The sequence below is a fragment of the Chryseobacterium ureilyticum genome (assembly GCF_900156735.1).
Classification (GTDB): Bacteria; Bacteroidota; Bacteroidia; order Flavobacteriales; family Weeksellaceae; genus Chryseobacterium; species Chryseobacterium ureilyticum.
The window spans coordinates 1-19,061 of sequence record NZ_FTOL01000011.1 but is presented as its reverse complement, the minus strand read 5'-3'; the positions used below and the strand labels follow the sequence as shown (position 1 = coordinate 19,061).

At 33.5% G+C, this 19,061-nt stretch carries 19 protein-coding genes and 1 pseudogene; 6 read left to right on the top strand and 14 right to left on the bottom strand.

The window, feature by feature from the left end; genetic code table 11:
* From BW983_RS21060 to BW983_RS21025, 8 genes are all read right to left on the bottom strand, one after another.
* A complete protein-coding gene (locus tag BW983_RS21060) occupies positions 1-2,211 on the bottom strand; it encodes a tetratricopeptide repeat-containing sensor histidine kinase (RefSeq protein WP_228409054.1) in 2,211 nt (736 codons plus the stop codon).
* A gap of 157 nt (positions 2,212-2,368) precedes the next feature.
* Positions 2,369-2,824: a hypothetical protein gene (locus BW983_RS21055; RefSeq protein WP_076553766.1), complete on the bottom strand. Its 456-nt coding sequence runs from the start codon at positions 2,822-2,824 to the stop codon at positions 2,369-2,371.
* Between the two features lie 31 nt (positions 2,825-2,855).
* Positions 2,856-3,362, bottom strand: coding sequence for a hypothetical protein (locus BW983_RS21050; RefSeq protein ID WP_228409053.1), 507 nt, complete (start codon positions 3,360-3,362; stop codon positions 2,856-2,858).
* A gap of 23 nt (positions 3,363-3,385) precedes the next feature.
* A complete protein-coding gene (locus BW983_RS21045; RefSeq protein ID WP_076553765.1) occupies positions 3,386-3,766 on the bottom strand; it encodes a hypothetical protein in 381 nt (126 codons plus the stop codon).
* A gap of 5 nt (positions 3,767-3,771) precedes the next feature.
* Positions 3,772-4,716: a DUF6985 domain-containing protein gene (locus tag BW983_RS21040; protein ID WP_076553764.1), complete on the bottom strand. Its 945-nt coding sequence runs from the start codon at positions 4,714-4,716 to the stop codon at positions 3,772-3,774.
* Positions 4,717-4,778: 62 nt separating this feature from the next.
* On the bottom strand, positions 4,779-5,303 hold the full coding sequence (locus BW983_RS21035) for a hypothetical protein (RefSeq protein WP_228409052.1): 525 nt from the start codon (positions 5,301-5,303) through the stop codon (positions 4,779-4,781).
* Between the two features lie 95 nt (positions 5,304-5,398).
* Positions 5,399-6,031, bottom strand: a complete 633-nt coding sequence (locus tag BW983_RS21030; protein WP_076553762.1) for a hypothetical protein — start codon at positions 6,029-6,031, stop codon at positions 5,399-5,401.
* A gap of 25 nt (positions 6,032-6,056) precedes the next feature.
* Positions 6,057-7,541, bottom strand: a complete 1,485-nt coding sequence (locus BW983_RS21025) for a hypothetical protein (RefSeq protein WP_076553761.1) — start codon at positions 7,539-7,541, stop codon at positions 6,057-6,059.
* 309 nt (positions 7,542-7,850) lie between these two features.
* Between BW983_RS21025 and BW983_RS21020 the strand changes: the two genes are divergently transcribed.
* The 6 genes from BW983_RS21020 (at position 7,851) to BW983_RS20995 (ending at position 14,103) form a co-directional block, all read left to right on the top strand.
* Positions 7,851-8,672 (top strand): alpha/beta fold hydrolase, encoded by an 822-nt coding sequence (locus BW983_RS21020; protein WP_076553760.1) that lies wholly within the window; start codon positions 7,851-7,853, stop codon positions 8,670-8,672.
* Between the two features lie 122 nt (positions 8,673-8,794).
* Positions 8,795-10,564: a hypothetical protein gene (locus BW983_RS21015; protein ID WP_139329333.1), complete on the top strand. Its 1,770-nt coding sequence runs from the start codon at positions 8,795-8,797 to the stop codon at positions 10,562-10,564.
* A 94-nt stretch (positions 10,565-10,658) separates the two neighbouring features.
* Positions 10,659-10,856, top strand: a complete 198-nt coding sequence (rpmI, locus tag BW983_RS21010; protein ID WP_002979658.1) for a 50S ribosomal protein L35 — start codon at positions 10,659-10,661, stop codon at positions 10,854-10,856.
* A gap of 120 nt (positions 10,857-10,976) precedes the next feature.
* On the top strand, positions 10,977-11,321 hold the full coding sequence (rplT, locus tag BW983_RS21005) for a 50S ribosomal protein L20 (RefSeq protein ID WP_034694451.1): 345 nt from the start codon (positions 10,977-10,979) through the stop codon (positions 11,319-11,321).
* Positions 11,322-11,543: 222 nt separating this feature from the next.
* Positions 11,544-12,725, top strand: coding sequence for a M28 family peptidase (locus BW983_RS21000; protein ID WP_076553758.1), 1,182 nt, complete (start codon positions 11,544-11,546; stop codon positions 12,723-12,725).
* Positions 12,726-12,930: 205 nt separating this feature from the next.
* On the top strand, positions 12,931-14,103 hold the full coding sequence (locus BW983_RS20995; protein WP_076553757.1) for a M28 family peptidase: 1,173 nt from the start codon (positions 12,931-12,933) through the stop codon (positions 14,101-14,103).
* 70 nt (positions 14,104-14,173) lie between these two features.
* On the opposite strand, the gene BW983_RS20990 is transcribed toward BW983_RS20995, so the two are convergent.
* The 6 genes and pseudogenes from BW983_RS20990 to BW983_RS23755 form a co-directional block, all read right to left on the bottom strand.
* Entirely contained in the window at positions 14,174-15,538 is a 1,365-nt protein-coding gene (locus BW983_RS20990; protein ID WP_076553756.1) for a S41 family peptidase, read from the bottom strand.
* A gap of 348 nt (positions 15,539-15,886) precedes the next feature.
* Positions 15,887-16,204: an NTF2 fold immunity protein gene (locus BW983_RS20985; protein ID WP_076553755.1), complete on the bottom strand. Its 318-nt coding sequence runs from the start codon at positions 16,202-16,204 to the stop codon at positions 15,887-15,889.
* A gap of 10 nt (positions 16,205-16,214) precedes the next feature.
* A pseudogene (locus BW983_RS20980) lies at positions 16,215-16,724 on the bottom strand (DUF4329 domain-containing protein); the annotation flags it as partial.
* A 12-nt stretch (positions 16,725-16,736) separates the two neighbouring features.
* Positions 16,737-17,147, bottom strand: coding sequence for an RHS repeat domain-containing protein (locus tag BW983_RS20975; RefSeq protein WP_084184625.1), 411 nt, complete (start codon positions 17,145-17,147; stop codon positions 16,737-16,739).
* A 324-nt stretch (positions 17,148-17,471) separates the two neighbouring features.
* Complete coding sequence (locus BW983_RS20965; protein WP_076553753.1) at positions 17,472-18,008, bottom strand: hypothetical protein; 537 nt, start codon at positions 18,006-18,008, stop codon at positions 17,472-17,474.
* A gap of 3 nt (positions 18,009-18,011) precedes the next feature.
* Positions 18,012-19,061, bottom strand: a 1,050-nt coding sequence (locus tag BW983_RS23755) for an RHS repeat-associated core domain-containing protein (RefSeq protein WP_139329332.1), incomplete at its 5' end; no start/stop codon positions are given.

Genomic DNA, 19,061 nt, shown 5'->3' with positions numbered 1-19,061 from the left:
TTAATTAATAGGGATTTGAAGTTCTATACTGGTACCAATATTCTGTTCGGATCTGATATTCATCGTTCCTTTTAAAAATTGTACTCTTGATTCTATATTATGAAAACCTGCTGTTTTACGTTTGTCTAATTGTGTTGGATCAAAGCCTTTCCCGTTGTCCTCTACAGTAAGATTCAATACATTTTCCTCTTCACTTATCTGGATAATGATTTCGGAAGTATCGGCATGTTTTATCGCATTATTGACCAATTCCTGAATGATTCTATACATGATCAATTGCTTTTCTTCCGGCATGGAATTGCTGTAATTTATAAATTCAGTATGAATCTCTAATGCGCTGCTCGACATACGGGATGCAAATTCCTGAATAGCTGCTTCCAAACCGTATTTTATCAATAAATCCGGCATTAAATTATGCGCAACACGCCTAAGTTCTTCCACGGCACCATCAATCTGGTTAATCGATTTTGAAATTCCTTCTTCTATATTTCCGGACTGTTGAGGATTTAAAGAGGATAGCTGAAGTTTCGTTCCTGAAAGTAAACCGCCTAATCCATCATGAAGATCACGCGCCAAACGACCACGCTCCTGCTCCTGTCCTTCAAGCAAAGCGGTAAGCGTAGATATTTTAGAGTTTTGTTTTTCTTTTTCTAATGCCAAAGCATGCAGCTCATCTCTTTGTTTCATAGATTTTACACGCTGTTTATAAGCATACAGCAATAAGATGATCAGAACAATGAAAATGAAGATAAAAGTAATATAGTAAGTATTGATCTTTTCCTTGAAGGTCAATAACTTTTTATAACTATTAATATCATTATTCTTCTGTTGGGTTTCCAGTTTTGCCAAACGAAGCTGCTGTTCTTTTTTCTCTGATTCAAGTTCTGAAAACTTGAGTCTTTCCCGTTGATTTTCTTCAACAAGTTTTAAGTTGTTATAAACCTGCTCACGTTGTGCCCTAAGAATATTGATCAACTTAATCTGTTGTGCTTTCTTATCACTTTCAAGCTGTAGCTTTATGTACTTTTGCTCCTGTCTTTCTTTCTCAAACTGGGATTCCAGTCTTTTGGTTATATCCAGTTTTTCCTGATCATAAATGCTTTTGTATTTCTCTACATAGCTTTTATAATATGTCAGTGCTTCTTTATAATTGCCTTGTTCTTCACTGATTTCGGATAAGGATTCAAGAATAGACAATTCAATATTATGATCTCTCACCGGACCTCTCCCGATTTCCATGGAGGCTTTTAAAAAGTAAGATTTTGCCAGATCATAGTTTTTATCCTGTGTTGCCAGTTCTGCAAGAATTCCAAAGGAAGAAGCGATATGAATAGGATCTCCTGTTTCCAGACTTACCTTGTTGGCTATCTGGGCATATTTCATTGCTTTTTCCCGATCAAAACTAATGTATAAATTGGCAAGGTTGATCGCTGCATAAGAAAGGTTACTCTTATTAAGCATCGCATCCTGACTTTTATTGAAAGTAGCAATGGCTAACAAATAATACTGCTCTGACTTATTTCGCCAGTTAATGTCAGAGGAATTTTGAATGTATTTTTGTTCATACACATACCCCATTCGCATATAAGCATCAAAGGTAAGGTTGGGGTCATTCTGCTTGGAAGCCAATAGCATAAACTGTTTGCTATATTTTTCTTCTAACTGATATTCATTAAGATTAGAGTAAATAGTGGATAATTCTTTAGCTACGTTTCCAAATCTTCCGTAAAGTGTGGAAGTCGTAGGTGAATTTTCGTAATAATCAATTGCTTTAAGGTAAGCAGCAACAGCATCTGTCGTTTTATTATTTCTTACCAGAATCCATCCTTTTGCATATTCAAAATAACCTTTGGCTTCATTACTGTTTGTTTTTAAGCTGTAGATTCTTGCCTTATCTAAGCTTTTTGAAGATTCAGATGCTTTATTATCTAATCGATAATTCATCGCCTGAACAGCATACAAAATGGTAGCATATTTCCCGTCAGTCTGTTTTGTTGCGATAGAGATATTGGATTCTAAAACCTGATAAGATTTTGATTTTAAGTTCTGTAAGAATAATGCTTTCGCATATTTTGGAGCCAGATTTAGCTGCTCTATTGTCTTGTCTGAAGCATTGTTATACTCCTTTTCTAATCTGCTTAAAACATCTTGTGCCTGAGCAAAAAACGGACAAATGCATAAAATGAATATAAATAATAATCTGTATATCAAACCTTTATATCTATTGGATTTTATTACCTTAAAGAGCGTAAATATAGGAAAAATACCTCTGATGCGTTGAAGCTTGAAACTTGAAGAAAGAGGCAGGAAATTGATTTTAATTATCAATTACACGAGTAGTTCTATTCTTACATCTTCCTTCTTGTGTCTATTTATTTCTTACCAACCTGAGTTGCTTTCCATCTTTTGCAATATTAAATGACATCTCTTTTGCAGGTTTAAAAATTTGTTTAGGCTCATCACAAGTTCCCCAATGGGTAATGCTATCAACCTCCATATCTATCCTATTGGTTTCTGTAAAATAATATTTTCCATGTACTTCTGTAAAGCAATCATTTCCACATTCCCAGCTATCATAACTTTTGAATTTCTCAGCATCCAGAAAATCTATGGCATGGAAATTTAAAATAAATGCAGTATCTATCCTCTTAGAAAGATAATAGTCTTTTGCTCCATCCGGCTTTACTAATCCGCCAGCCTCAATAATCCAATGGGTATTTTTCAGGGTATTCGGGAAATTTGTTTTTTTTCTTTCAGGATCTTTACAACTGAGAACCGTTACCAAAACGGCACTTAAAAACGAGAAAGCAAACTTACTTTTCATAGTGTTATTTTATTAAAGATAGCTGTATTATTTAGACAGGTTTTCTGAATATTTCAGGTATTTCCCAAGCGATTTTTTTCTTTTTGTAAACTACTTTTTCATCAGACTGAGGGTTGTAGCTTAATATTTCAGGATACCTATTGTTTAGGATATTATTAATAATTTCTTTCAGCTTGTCGTTTGTATCTGTATATAGAGAACATTCGGTATACAATCGCCAGAATACCAGCACTGCAATTCCTTTATCACATAGCGGATGCTGTAATATCAGATCTGCATGTTCAGGTTCATTTATAAAATAAGCTATATTGAATAGCTCAATTGAGGTTTCAGCACGGTTGATATTCTTTTTCCAATCTTCTTCAAACCAATAGTCTATATTATCTTCTTCATAATAAACATAGCTTTCCTCCCCATTTGTTCTCTGAAAAATCCAATCGAGAATTAATAATTCACTTTCATACAATGGTTTGGGATCAAATACAATAGTTGTTTTTGGATAAAAGCCTTTCGGATAATTGATAAGAAGTGTTTGCATGTTCTAAAATCAGACATATTAATTTAATGATTTACAATTTCATCACTCCCAAAATCGTTTTCCATCCATCCATGGAATCCCATGCACATTCCATCACCATCAAGAGTATTGAGTTCTTCAATCACTTCTTCATCTTTATATAAAACAATATTGGTTTGTAATGCTAAGCGATAGTTTTCATTTTCCAGAGGATCAAAAATTCCGTCCATTTGCATCATCATTCCATAAATAGTATTGTCGATAGTTTTTAAATGAGCTTCACGGAGGTTTTCGTCAATCTCTGCCGGCAGTCTATCAATGGCATACTTCCTAATGTTTTCGAAAATAATATACCCTGCCCCATGCTGCATCCACAATTCACGGTCACGTTCATTTGAAGGCGGGTTTGCTAATTCTGTCTTCATATATTCTAATTTAACTGAGCATCATTTTCCGCAGTATATATGTCAAAAGCCAAAGCAGCATCGCCAATCTCAACCACTCGATCTTTATGGATCATAAAACCCAGATCATGCTCATTATCCCATGAACAATTAAAGCTAAAACCTATGTATGGATAATCATCTTTCACCACTGATGTCACATAGAATACCGTTGGTGATAATAAACCGGAAAAGCCTTTAATCGTTTTTAGATCAGGCATGAATTCTTTTTTGTAATCTCCTACATAGCCATAAGCCTTTTGTAATTCAGGATAAATCTTTAAAAGTTCCCCCAGCATGTTTTGTAAGATCTGCTCCTGATTCTCCTGCAGATATTCAATGCCGTTTTCCTGTAAAAGTGTCGCGTTTTCAGTGATTTCACTATCTTCATCTAAAAAGCTATAGCAAAGTTCGCCTTCTTCTTCAAAGAATTTTTCCCAGTACTCTAATTGAATATAGAAATCTATTTCGGGTTCGTCATCTTCTATTTTGAAGTTTATATCTCTTGGATTTTCAAGATGCTTATTAAAAAACTCATAGCAAAAAGGAGCTCTTTCAAAAATATAGTCAGGATTTTCAGCATACGAAAGATTGAAAAACTCTAAGGCTTTTTCTTCATTTCCACACTCTAAACAACATTGTCCTTTATAGTAATTAATGATATAAGGCTCATGTTTTTGAGAAGATGTATGTTTTTCGTCTTCTGCCAGCCAGCGCATCATATTATCAAAATCTTTTACCCAAATGTATTCGTTGGTCATCCTTCCAATATAAATACTTGCCTGATGAATATTGTATTTTTCATCATCTGCTTCCGCCCATTTTTCTTCAATGAACGCAATTAATTCTTCTTTGGTAATTTTTGATTTTTTGAGACTTGATTTTTCTAAATAAAACCCAATTTCTTCTATTACTTTATCAGCATTTGACATTGATTACTAATTTAATTTTTTAGATGGCTCTACTTTAAACACTCAGATAGGGTTCAAAACAGTTAGATTTTCGCAAAGAAATTAAAGGTTTGCTGAGCAATAAGCTTGGGTTTTACCTCAGATGTATTGATGTGTTCTTCGTACAGCTCAACGTTTATAATCTTAACATCTTTCGGTATTTTGTAATTTTCATCTTTTACATAATTATACCCTGTTACATTTGCGTTTTCTTTGCCAGGCTTTCTCTTTATTTCAACATAATATCTTAATGTTACACTATTCCCAACTTGTGCTCCTTTTTCAAAACGAATTTTTCTAATTTGATGAATAGTATGCCCACCAGAGCTGATATTTCCCTGGATTCTAAATTTCAAGTTCTCCGCATTTTTAGACCGCATAAAAATTCTGGAATCAAGACGTTCCGTAATTTCCGTTCTCGTTGTGAAAGTATGTGTGGAATCTGTTCCCGGAACTTCTCTTGTAACCTTAGTCGGTTCCGTATAAATGGTAGATACCTGTAATTTCTGAGCATCAGTTTTGCAACCAAACAGAGTTAAGAATGAAGTTAAAATCATGAAATCTTTCACTACCTTATTTTTAAATTAAAGATAACGAAAGGTTTCTCATGAAAATATCCCTGATAATAGTGGTTTTTATGCTTTTTAATAATGATAAAAACATTTTAGTTTAGTCCTTTTTTAGCAGCCTTTAAGATCTTTTCTGCTTTCATTCTTATTGCATTGGGTAATAATTTGAAATTTTCATCTTTTTCTTCACGGTATTGATCTTCTTCCTGAAAAGGAATCCAGCCGGTAATTTTAGATTTCGAGAATTCTTTTTTACTCATACTTGTGTATACGATTACCTTTAAAGGTTTAGCATCTAACCCGTCTGATTCTTCAAAATAAGTAAGATAAAACTCGGGAAAACCATCGTTGTTGGCATCTCCAATCTCACAGAAATTAATCAGATATTTAGGTTGTGACAGACCTTTTGCAAAGTCTTTAAAAGTGATTTGCTGAATTAATCCACCGTGATCTTCCAGAAAAATACCTGAATGCAGATCTTTTGGCTTATTGTCTAAATAGCCTTCATTTTTAGCTTTGCTTTCGTTCAGATACCAGACATAACTTCCATGATTAGGAACAAACGTCTGTACGATCATCACGGGCTTTCCCTGTAATGGATTTCCAATATCTTCAATAATTTCGCTGTATTTTTTATCTGAAGAAAAATATACTCCCGTTCTCATTTGCGCAAAAGATGAAAGACTTACGGCACAGGCAAGAACAGGTAATAATTTTCTGAAAGTCATAATTTATAGTATTTTGAAGTTGTTTTTAATTCTCTTTATATTCTTTTCCGGAGTAAATATCGATATAATAGTATATATTTTCACCAGAATTCTGCTTAATATTGACTAAACCATCGGAATTAACAGAGGTATAAGCCTTAGAACCAATACTTTTTTTATTCTTATTATCATACAATGTGTACAAGCCGTCTTTCTCTTTTTGAAGCGAGTAAATCTGCTTTTCTGTATCCAACACTGAAATGGTATAATATTCAGGTTTGATTTCCCATACATTCTTATCACTATTCCACAATCCCTTCGTTCTCAATTGGTTTTTATCTTCAATAGGAATAATATACAGATCATTCATGTCACTATAAGAAGTAATCTTTCCGAACTTCCAGCTTTTATCTACAAATTGAGTAGGCATAATCATTTTTCGATCAGGCCAGACGATATTTCCAATCTGATCCAAAACCTTAAAATTATACTTATCAATAGAATCTGTAACATTTCCTTTTGTATCAATATAAAGCCAATCGAACGCCCATACCTCATGATCATAATTAAAAACACCAAGTAAAAAGTAAGGTGAATTGGTTATAGAATATACAAGTGATGTCTTTTTAATGAAATCAATCTGAGCAGTAGTTGCCTTTGTTATCTCTTTTGGAAATACCTTTTCATATTGCGGAAAAGGATAAATATCATTGGTGTTGGTATCTGTTAAAAGCTTAGGAACTTCCGGCTCATAACGTTCTTTATTGATTTCTTTCAAAACAATATCTTCATTCCCAAACTTGATCGAAAGTGTTTCTGTGCCTTTTAAACCGTTATAAACAGCTTTTTTTTGATCCAAACCATAGATTGAAAAAGAGTTTCCTAAAGCTTTAATATAACGCTTGTTTTCCAATAATTCAGCAATGTTGTTTTCTATTTTGCTTAAATGTCCTTTTTTGATTAGGTAAAGTGTTCCGTTCCAAAAAATATGGTTTTCATCTACCGAAACAAAATTCAGAGAATAATTGTCCTCCAGATAAGGAACCTCTTTTTGAAGTAAAACCTGTTTGGTTTCTAATACGCCAATCTCAAATTTATGATAAGTCTGTTCTTTCTTAACATCACCTCCTAAAATATTCCAATCCCATTTCCATACAGGCATTTTCTTTTCATATTCAATATCTTTTTTATAGAATGTAAGTCCATTGATCACATCCAAGCTGATTGGGCTTGCAGAAAAATCTAATACTACTTTTCCTGTTTCGTCTATAACAGCATATTCATTTTTATCATTTTCAACTACTGCAAAACCTGTAGGAGTTAATACAAAAGCGTTTCGGAATTTCTGATTATTAACAGGTTTCAAACTGGTTTTATCTACATATATAAAATCATTTTGCTTCGTTAAAAACGGAACTGTATAGATTGTCTTTGCTTTTGAAGGAATCCATGGAGAATTATCTTTTTTTTCCTGTGTGCAGGCTGTAATTGAGGTCAACACACATAAAATACTGAATGCTATTATTTTCATACTTCAAAATTCTATTCGTCTTATTAAGCAATATTAAAGAGATACAGTACTTGAAACAATCCCCACTATCAGCCATATTTTATATGGTTGACAACTTTTACAACTTCTTAATACCTTCCCAAACCATTGTATTATAAATTGTTATATTTTAAATTCTGCTGTTAAATTATCGTTAATGTATCTCTCGTTTCTTTTACAACTTAATCAATTATATTATCTTAGATCAACGGATAGGGAAGATTTTCCATCTAGATTTGTGAATATAAAAAGATCAAACAAACTATTTTATTAATCATAAAAAAAGAACCTATGAGCAAACTTACATTAAAAGACGGAACAGAAATTTATTATAAAGACTGGGGAAAAGGTCAAACTATATTTTTCCATCATGGATGGCCATTATCAAGCGATGATTGGGATGCTCAGATGTTTTTCTTTTTGGAAAAGGGATATAGGGTGATTGCCCATGACAGAAGAGGTCACGGAAGATCTGAACAGACCCCTTACGGACATGATATGGATACTTATGCTTCCGATGTTGCTGAGATTGTAGCCGCTTTGGATTTAAAAGATGTTATCCATGTCGGACATTCCACTGGTGGTGGTGAAGTGATAAGATATGTTGCTAAACATGGTAAAGGAAGAGTTGCTAAAGCTGTATTGGTAAGCGCGGTAACTCCTATCATGGTTCAGAACGAGAATAACCCAAATGGAGTTCCTATTTCTGTTTTTGATGATATCAGAAATAATACGGCTAACAACAGACAGCAGTTTTTTATTGACATCACCTTCCCTTTTTACGGATATAACAGAGATGGGGCAAAAGTGTCTGAAGGAATTCAGAGAAACTGGTGGCGACAGGGAATGAACGGTTCCATAAAAGCGCATTATGATTGTGTGAAAGCTTTCTCTGAAACAGATTTCACCGAAGATCTTAAGAGCGTGGATGTTCCGGTATTGGTGATGCACGGTGAAGATGATCAGATTGTCCCTTTTGAAACGACAGGTAAAGTAGCTGCTACTCTACTTAAAAACGGAAAATTGATTTCTTACCCAGGCTTTCCACACGGTATGCCAACTACAGAAGCAGAAACGATAAACAGAGATCTTTTAGAGTTTATTAAGTCATAAATTCTTTACAGATATAAAGAAAAGCTACGGATAAAATGGTCTGTAGCTTTTTTTATTTTCGTTATTTTGCATCTGTTATTCCTAAAAAGCTTAGGAAGCCTCAGTATAAATATATATTAACCATGAGATTAGGATATTTATCCTTTTTTTTACTTGCAGCCATCATTTTTTGTCTTGGATGTTATTATTACTTTCCTTTTTTTTCCGATGACAGCTTAATATCACTTCGTTACGCGCAACGTTTTATAGAAGGAAAAGGTCTTACCTGGAACGACGGTCATCCTGTGGAAGGTTATTCTAATCTACTTTGGGTTTTGGGAGTTTCAGCGTTAGGGAAATTAGGAATGGATCTCATTCTTGCCGCAAGAATTTTGGGTATTTTTTGTTCTCTGGGAACTTTGGGAAGTATTCTTTATTATTTTAAAGATAAAGATATAAAAAAGGAATATGTTTTTCTTGGAGTAGCCTTATTGGTAACTACTCCATGTTTTCCAATTTGGGCAATCGGTGGTCTTGAACAGCCTTTATATGCTTTTTTGCTTACCTTGATAGTTATTGAAGTATCTAAAATCATCAATGATAAAAGCTTTAAAACAATTTATCTTTTGTCCTTATGGCTTGGACTTTTAGCCCTTACCAGACCTGATGGATTCTTGTTTACGATCTTAACATCCGGATTTTTGCTGTTGAGTTTTGGAAAAAACAGAAAACAATTGATTACAATAGGTTTAGCGACAGCTATCATTCCTGCCCTATTTTTATTGGGACAGCTTGCATTCCGTTATAGTTTTTATGGAGAATTGGTTCCTAATACAGCTTTGGTAAAGGTAAAAGTGACTTTCCATCATATTCTGAGAGGTGGTTTTTATAATTTCAAGGCTTTCTTTGGAACTTTTCTATTATCAGGATTGGGATTGGCTTCCCTTTATTTCCTTGTGAGAAAAAAACACCCTTTCGGATATTATTTATTATTGATTACTGCTGCATGGGTGGGCTATGTAACTATGGTTGGCGGTGATATTTTCCCTGCCTTCCGACATTATTATGTTGTATTGATTACATTTGTTTTCTCTATTATTTTCGGACTATCTTATATTCAAAAAATCAATCTGGAATCAAAAAAAGTAAGTATTGCTTTCATTTTCCTATTGGTTGTCAACGCTTTGATTCAATCTAAAATACCTGATAATGACCGCGCCATTGACGAAAGATGGGAGTTCAGAGGAATGAGTCTTGGAGAAATACTAAAGAAAGCATTTCCCAATCAAACCCTGATTGCGGTAACCGCAGCAGGATGTATCCCTTATGCTTCTGAACTACCTACTTTGGACATGCTTGGGTTGAATGATTATTATATTCCAAGACATCCACCTAAAAACTTTGGAAACGGAGCTTTAGCCCATGAATTGGGTGATGCCAACTATGTCATAAAACGAAATCCGGATATTATCATTTTTCATATTGGTGGTGAGCTTAACTTTAATATAGGGGAACAATTGAAGATTAATAAGACTTTTAACAATGACTATGTTAAAGTGAAAACAAAGGAAAAAGATCAGGAGTATACTTTATTCTTTAATAAATATGGTAAGAATACAGGAGTTCAACAAAACGGAAAAAACCTGTCAATTCCTGCATTTCTTTTCGATTCTTCTTCGAAAGATGTAAGTATATTTTCGGAAAATAAACTTTTAAAAGAGATGGATAAAGGAAAAAAATACACTCTATCTCTTCATAATATTCCTCAAGGAAACTGGTTTATAGTAAAAACAACAGGTAAAAATTTAGATTTTGATACTGATATTGCTTACAAAAACGGCGAGTTAACCATTATAATCTCCCCAAAAAGTAAGATATTTTTAGAAAGTCTTGTTTTAGAAAGGAAAGATTGATATTTTTTTCGTACTTTTGCACACTATTATTCCTGATGTCTTCAGGGATAGCCAAAACAGATATTGATAACAAAAACAATAAAAAAGCAGAACAATGCCAAAATTAAAAACGAAATCAGGTGCTAAGAAACGTTTTGCTCTTACCGGATCTGGTAAGATCAAAAGAAAAAACGCTTACAAAAGCCACATCTTAACTAAGAAAGAAACTAAGCAGAAGAGAAATCTTACTACTACTTCTTACGTAGCTAAAGTGGACGAGAAAAGCGTTCAACGTCAATTAGCAATTAAGTAGTTTTTATAAATCTATATTCGGTTTATAAGAATTCAAAAACAAATTCAACAATTTAACCCTGAAACGGTGCAAATAAGAGTAACATCAGTTGCCGCCCTTTTCAAAAAAACAATTTAAATTATGCCAAGATCAGTAAATGCAGTAGCTTCAAGAGCTCGCAGAAAGAAAATTTTTAAGCAAGCTAAAGGTTTCTTCGGAAGAAGAAAGAACGTTTGGACTGTAGCTAAAAACGCGGTAGAAAAAGCAATGCAATATGCTTACCGTGGTAGAAAAGAGAAAAAGAGAAATTTCAGAGCACTTTGGATCACTCGTATCAACGCGGGAACTAGAGAGCACGGAATGTCTTACTCTCAATTTATGGGAGCTCTTAAAAAGAACAACATCGAGCTTAACAGAAAAGTTTTAGCAGATTTAGCAATGAATCACCCTGAAGCTTTCAAAGCAGTTGTAGATCAAGTAAAATAATGTAGAATACTATTTTTGTTATCAATATAAGTCCCGGAATTTTCCGGGATTTTTTTGTTTAATAGCAGATGAATACAGATAAGAGATAATTCATTAGTAATAAGCATTTTGACATAACGCAATTATTAATTCACAAATCAAACAAAATAATATATACCAAATACCTACAGAAAACACTGATTAATTACTATATTAGCACCCGAAAAACAGATCAATTATAAAATGAAAAAAATCGCTGTATTTTTGTTCACATCAATAGCAATGCAAAGTATTGGAGCTCAAAGTTTTATTCAGGCTTACAAGGACAGAGCTGACGCTGTTTCCCAATCCAATATCATTACGAATTTACAGCAGTTTGCCGCTTTGGGAATAAAGACCACTGGCTCACAGGAAAATGCAAACGCCCTCAACTGGCTTAAAGAAAAATATCTTTCTTACGGATATACTGCTGATCAAATTGTGGAAGATCCTTTCAGCTTTTCAGTTACTAATTCAAAAAACCTTGTTATTACGAAGCAAGGAACTTTATATCCTAATAAGTACGTTATTATTTGTGGACATTTTGATTCCATTAACGGACCTGGCGTAAACGATAATGGCAGCGGAACTTCCATTATGCTTGAAGCTGCAAGAATTCTGAGAACGGTTTCTACAGAATATTCAATAAAATTTATTCATTTCTCTGGAGAGGAACAAGGATTAAAAGGCAGTTATCATTACGCCAACAATGTAGCCTATCAGGGAAGTACTCGTGTTCTTGATATTAAACTGGTCTTTAATCTCGATCAGGTAGGAGGAAAAATGAGCAATAGCACCAGCAATAATGTGGTATACTGTGATGAAGATCAAGGAGGACTTCCTGGTAACAATGCTGCATCTACTGCTGTGACACAACAACTTAGAAACTGTACGGCATTATATTCTCCTTTGCAGACAGAGGTTGATCCTGCTGAAAATACGGATTATATTCCTTTTGAGCAGAAAGGTGAAATCATTACCGGTTTTTTTGAAAGAATCAGAAGTAATTTCCCTCATTCGGTTGATGATACTTTTGCCAATACTGATCCGGTATATATTTACAAGATTGGAAAAGCCTCTGTAGGAGCATTACAACATTTTGCAACGGCTTTAGAAACTTTAGGAACGCATGAGGTCACTTCAAAGAATTCTTTGGAAGAACTACAGATCTACCCTAACCCGGTAAAAAATACCATTAATCTTAAATTACCTGATTCTAAGATAAAGAATTTCAGTTTTGAAATTACAGATTTTCAAGGACGATTATTACTTAAAACTGAAAATCAGACAAAAGTGGATGTTTCAAATCTGGAAAATGGTGCTTATGTAGGAGTTTTAAAAACAGGAGATCAAATTGTGGTAAGAAAAGTTCTTGTAGCAAGATAGTTTTATTTAAAATCATCTTCTATTGAAAATATTTTAGCCCTTTGAATCCGTTCAAAGGGTTTTGTTTTATAGCAATATATTGTTTATCAAAACATTAAATAACACTCTCTTATTTTTTTATAAAATAATTATGGAATCCATAAAATTTTAAACACTTCATTGTGATTTATTTACTACATTCGCGTTACCAAACAAAATAAATTATATGAAAAGAATTACCACATTTGCATGTGCTGCATTGATGATGCAGAGTCTTGCTGCACAAAATTTTATTCAGGCTTATAAAGATAGAGCTGATATGGTTACCCAAGCCAACATTACGGCAAACCTTCAGGATTTTGGAAATCTTGGAATCAAAAAAACAGGAACCCAAGCTAATACAAATGCTTTAAACTGGATCAAAAATAAGTATCTTTCTTATGGATACACGGCAAGTCAAATAGTAGAAAGCCCTTTTACCTACGGCTCGGCAACTTCTAAAAACCTGATCATCACTAAGACCGGAACTCTTTATCCCAACAAATATGTGATTATTTGCGGACACTTTGATACCATTAATGGTCCGGGAGTGAATGATAATGGAAGCGGAACTTCTATTATTCTGGAAGCAGCAAGGATATTAAAAGATGTTCCTACAGATTACTCTATTAAATTCATTCACTTTTCTGGAGAAGAACAGGGATTAATAGGGAGTTCTCACTATGTAAATAATGTTGTTTATCAGGGAGGTATCCGTAAATTGGATATAAAATTGGTATTTAACCTGGATCAGGTAGGCGGTGTAAAAGGCAATAATAACAATACCGTATACTGTGATGAAGATCAGGGCGGACTTTCCAGTAATAATGCAGCATCTGCAGCTGTGACACAACAACTTAGAAACTGTACAGCGCTTTATTCTCCTCTTCAAACGGCTGTAGATCCTGCGGAAGATACAGATTATATTCCTTTTGAACAGAAAGGTGAAGTAATTACAGGATTCTTTGAGAGAATACGAAGCAGCTATCCACATACTTCCAAGGATACTTTTGCCAATGTAGATCCTGTTTATGTTTATAATATAGGAAAAGCAACTGTAGGAGCCTTACAGCATTTTGCTACTGCTTCCACTACTCTGCTAATGAATAAAACAGCAGCCAATAACTCTTTGGAAACAGCGAAAATATATCCTAACCCAGCACGTAATGTGTTAAATATTGAGTTACCGGAAAAAAATGATAAGTTCAGTTTTGAACTGACCAATTTAGCAGGAAGATCTTTGCTTAAAGTAAACGATCAAACCAGCATCAATGTTTCAACATTAGAAAAAGGATTGTATATTGGGATTTTAAAAGTAGGTGATCAAACACTTGTCAAAAATATTCTGATTGACAGATAAGTATTTTGAGCTTTATAAAAAAGCAGAACAGGATTGATTTCTGTTCTGCTTTTCATTTATTAAAATCAGATTAAAGTTGTTCAATAATCTGTTCTTCTGTTTTATCATTTAAATCAATGATTTTTGTAGGAATAAGTTTGTTCGGGGTAATGTTTCCTGCGGGTCTTATCCATTCTTTAACGCCAAAACGGAAATCAAGTTTCGTATTGGGTGTCTGGAATTCGATAAGTTCCCCAAAATGGTTGGGATGTCCTTTTTCGGGGATCTCTCCTACTACTTCCGCCAGTTTATTATCCAAAACGATTGCACCAAACATCATTGCACTTGAAAACGTATTTTTTCCTACAATCACATAAGTCTTTCCATTAAATTTTAATGGAATCTTTGAGGCTTTTACTGAATGTGACTTCATGGGATAATAGTCTCCGTTCTTAAGTTTTTCATAATCAGGAACGCTTTCATTTTCTTTTTTCAGATAGTCTACATATTCCTGGCTTTTCTTCCACCTTCCCTGATAAGTATTATAAGATTTATCTGAAAAATAACTGATCAAAAGATTACCTATCGCAGAATTTCCGCCTGAATTGTTGTGCACATCAATGACTATCTTTTTTACATTATCTTTTCTAATTTGGGTAAAAATGCTGTCGAATTTTTTTTTCCATTCTTCAATAGGATATGTTTGTCTGTCATTGAAGGTATTCACAGCCAGATAGCCAGCATCTTTAATTTTCTTATAATCAATAGGCTTAAACTTTTCCTGCTTTTTCTGTGGTGTATTTGAAGCGTTTTTCCTTAACTGTTCCAAAGAAATACTTTTGACAACCGTTTGATTTCCGCTTTTGAATTTCAGATCATAATTATCTTTGATGAAATAGCAGAATTTATTGATCATAATCCAGAACTTGTCGACAGCCATCGAAACCCTTTCGTCTTTATCTCCGGGAATGGTCTGAGCACAGGTTTTCAATACTTCATTGATAGGAATATTATTTAAATAAGTTAATTCATCTCCAATATTCAGTTGGTTATCAGAATAGTTTTCCGTCAAAATCATTTTAACACTATCATACTTAAATTTCAGTGGTAAAACCTTCATATTGTTTTTAATACTGTCTGTCACGCAATAATCAGATAAGCTGCTGTGTTCATCGTTTAATGTCACAATCAACGGTTTGGCAAGGTAATAGAAATCCTTTTGGGTCATTCCATCTTTCATGGACTTGCGAATATCTGTATATTTCTTCTCAAACTCTTCTTTTGAAATTTCCGTAAAAGGATTTACATGAGCATTCACAATCTTTTCTTTTATAAAATCCACATCCTGCTCCAATTGTTTCTGAGTAAATTTTTGATGATAAAATTCATTACATACTTTCTGAGCAAAAACGGAATTGGCAAGGAGTAGTAATAATAGTGTGGATTTTATTTTCATTGGAATTAGTTTTTTGATTGTATTAGTGGGATGTTGGGGTGAATTTGTTACATTTTGGAGTAGTTTAAATTTAGTAATGCATTTTTCAAATGATTTTTATGAAGTTTAGAATAATAAAAAACCACTGCAATTTTGCAATGGTTTTTATTAATTGTGCTAAAAAGCTTATTTATTTTATTAAGTATACTTTTTTCTCTTTATAACACCAATTGATATTTTCTTATTTTCAATATACCAGTATTTCTATTTTCTTAATGTTCATTTAGCAACTAATTATTGAATGGAAGGCAGAGAGTTTTTACTTTTAATAATAGCATTATCTTCTTCAATCTTTTTAAAAACTAAAACTTATTTTCCGTGTGTGACTTTTAGTATCTTCCCGTCTTTTTGAATTTTGATATATGGAACACCACCTTTTCTTTCATGTAGAGTACCCTCAATTATCCATATATTATCTTTTAGAGTGACATTAAATGGTCGTGATCTTTCAATTTTGTCTCCGTACATGGAAAGCCAGACAGCTTCAGCTATTTTAAGTGCAACCTCTTTTGTGTTAATATAATCATTAATATTTGATAAATTACTTGCTTTAACGGTGTCATTTATCTGTGATTTGCATGAATAGAATATAAATAATACAAATATTGATAAGATTTTTTTTTTCATAATATAAATATTAAGGTTTTTCAATTTTTTGTTCTATTTCAACTGGTTTTATAGTTGTTGGTTGTGCAGGTAATGGAGGTATTGTAACTGTTGGTGAAACAACCGGTGAAATATTATTTAACCGATTAGGATCATTAGGATCACTAGGCAAATTTGTATTAATCGTCGATATAAGACCACTTTTGGGATCATATTTTTGCAAAGAGCCATTTGGTGTTGCAATATATCCTGTTAAACCTGTTTTATTGTTGTCTCCAATATCACCAATTTTAGATGTTAGATTATCACCTGTCTTTGATCCTGAAAATTCATTATTATCATAAGCTTTATCATACGCTGAATGTGTATGAGCGTCCGCAACAGAAGTTGTTCCACTAGGTGGTAAGCTAGGTGTTACAGCAGCACCTGTAGAATCACCTATTGCAGGTTGTGAATATGCATATTGTGTGTTTTCAACACCATTTACGGAGGTTTTGACACTATAAATTGTTGACCCATACTCCCTATTCATCATAATTGAAAACCCATTATATTATTGACCAAAATTTTCTGCAGCAGCATCTATTGATCCAAATAAAACGTATGGCTCTAAACCTTCAATTTCTCTAGCATTAATTACTATATTCCCACTAAATGTATATGGACTCCATTTTCTATATTTATCTGCCAATGGATCTATATTAAAAAACCGTCCTACATCCGGCATATAGTTCCTCCATTTAAAAGAATAGAAGCCAGTTTCTTGCAACTCTTGTCCTTGATACTTGTAGTTCTTATAATTCCCCTGTCCAAAGAAGGCATTTCCAGTTTTTAGGTGATTCATCCCGAACGGATAATAATCATTGGCATCCGTAATTTCAAGAGCGCCTGCGCTGGTTCTGCCAAAGCTTATTCTCACGTTTCCAAGGTGATCCTTGTACTGGTAAATATATTGATTTTTCACAAAATCAAAACAATCTCAATTTATAAGTCTCATAAATGTAAGCTTATCAAATCAGATTCATGAGAATTTTAATTTCTTATCATTTTAATACATTTATAAAATCTATAACCTTTGGTAAGGGTCTTACAGAAGTAAGAAAAAATAAAAAGATGTGACAGGACGAAGTGAGCAAACTCGTAGGTGTCCACGGTGCTGTCATAGGTAGATATGAGCGTGAGGAAGTAAAAGCATGTCTTCGCTCTCCTGGATGCATTTCTCAAACAAACTAAACTGCAAAGCATCTTATAAAACAACAAAACCAACTCAAATTGAGTTGGCTTTAGTTTAATTATGAGCAGCTTCTAAATTATATATATCTCCGCCTTCTTTTGTACATTGTATAAATATTTGTCTTGGAATACTATCTTTCAAACTTATTTTGGTAGTTTGATTACAACTCTCATTGTTGTATTTAAAAATCAACTCTTTATTCTCAATATTGCTAGGTACTGCATCTGCAGAACCTAAATTATAAAAGCCTAAAAGCTTATTATGTGCAGTATAAATATACACTTGTCCACTTCCTCTCTTCGAGTCATCATAAACACCTGTGTAATGAACAGAGTTTAAAATTTTTAGAGTATCTTTTTTAGAGGTGATGATATTCCCCAAATATGTGACTACTTGTTCATCAATTTCTTTTCCTTTTTTTGTAAATCCAAAATCTTGATTAAGAGTATTTTGTTCTAAAACTAATATTCTACAACGTTCATAATAGTCCAACTTGGTTTCAATAACTTTATTTTTACTATTCTGCTGTAAATCTGACTTATTACAACTCGTAAATAAAATTACAATTAAACTCAAAAAAAATCTTTTCATATTTTAATAATCTGAGGGTTTAGGTTTTTTAGATTCTTGTTGCATTTGTAAGACACTTTTTTGATAACCTGCTGTTCCACCACCATTATATGCTTCTACAGCTTTTGCCCATCCTTGAAATTTATAGGTAGCTTTTCCTGTTTTTGAATCAACTGAAACGCCTCCTTTAAATCCTTTTGTAGCTAATACTCTGGTTCCCGCATACAAAGAGTTTGTTTCGCTTGTTTTTTCACCTTTAGTTAATTGATAACTGCTTTTCATCTTAGACCAATCTCCAGGAACATTAGCCTGCATAATATCTGTAATACCTGTTGTACCTACATTCGACTCTTGAACTGTAACAGCTTTAACTAAAGTAGGGTCTAAGTCAGGAATTCCCTTTGTAGCTTCAGTCGGAATAGAATTCCCTCCTTCAGTTACTAAATTTAATTGTCCAGAATTTTTAGCCTGATTAAAATAGCCTGTTCTTGCTGCAATTTGATAGTCGTTTTCCTGATAAGCTGCGCCAGATACATCTTCATTAGACTGCGGTCTATGTTGAATTATATTAGGCATAGGAACTGACTTCCAGCCTGCAGTGCTTTGGGCAGGGTTATTACTTGCATTTGTAGATTCTTGTATATATGTTTTAAATTGAGTGTCACTTTTAATACGATGAACTTCTACACCTCGATTATTAATAAATACAATATCATTTGGTGCCATTCCATCAGGATCAATAAATCGAATAGGATTATTAAGACTATAACTATATGGTGACCAACCTGGAAACTCAGCTCCCTTTGGATCTACAACTCCCCATCTTCCTAAATCAGGCATGTAAAACCTTGCTCCATAATCATACATTCCCGTTTCCTGAAGCTCCTTACCGTTGTACTTATAATTCTTATAATTCCCCTGTCCAAAGAAAGCATTTCCGGTTTTTAGGTGGTTCATTCCAAATGGATAATAATCATTAGCATCTGTAATTTCAAGAGCGCCTGCGCTGGTTCTGCCAAAGCTTATTCTCACGTTTCCAAGGTGATCCTTGTACTGGTAAATATATTGATTTTT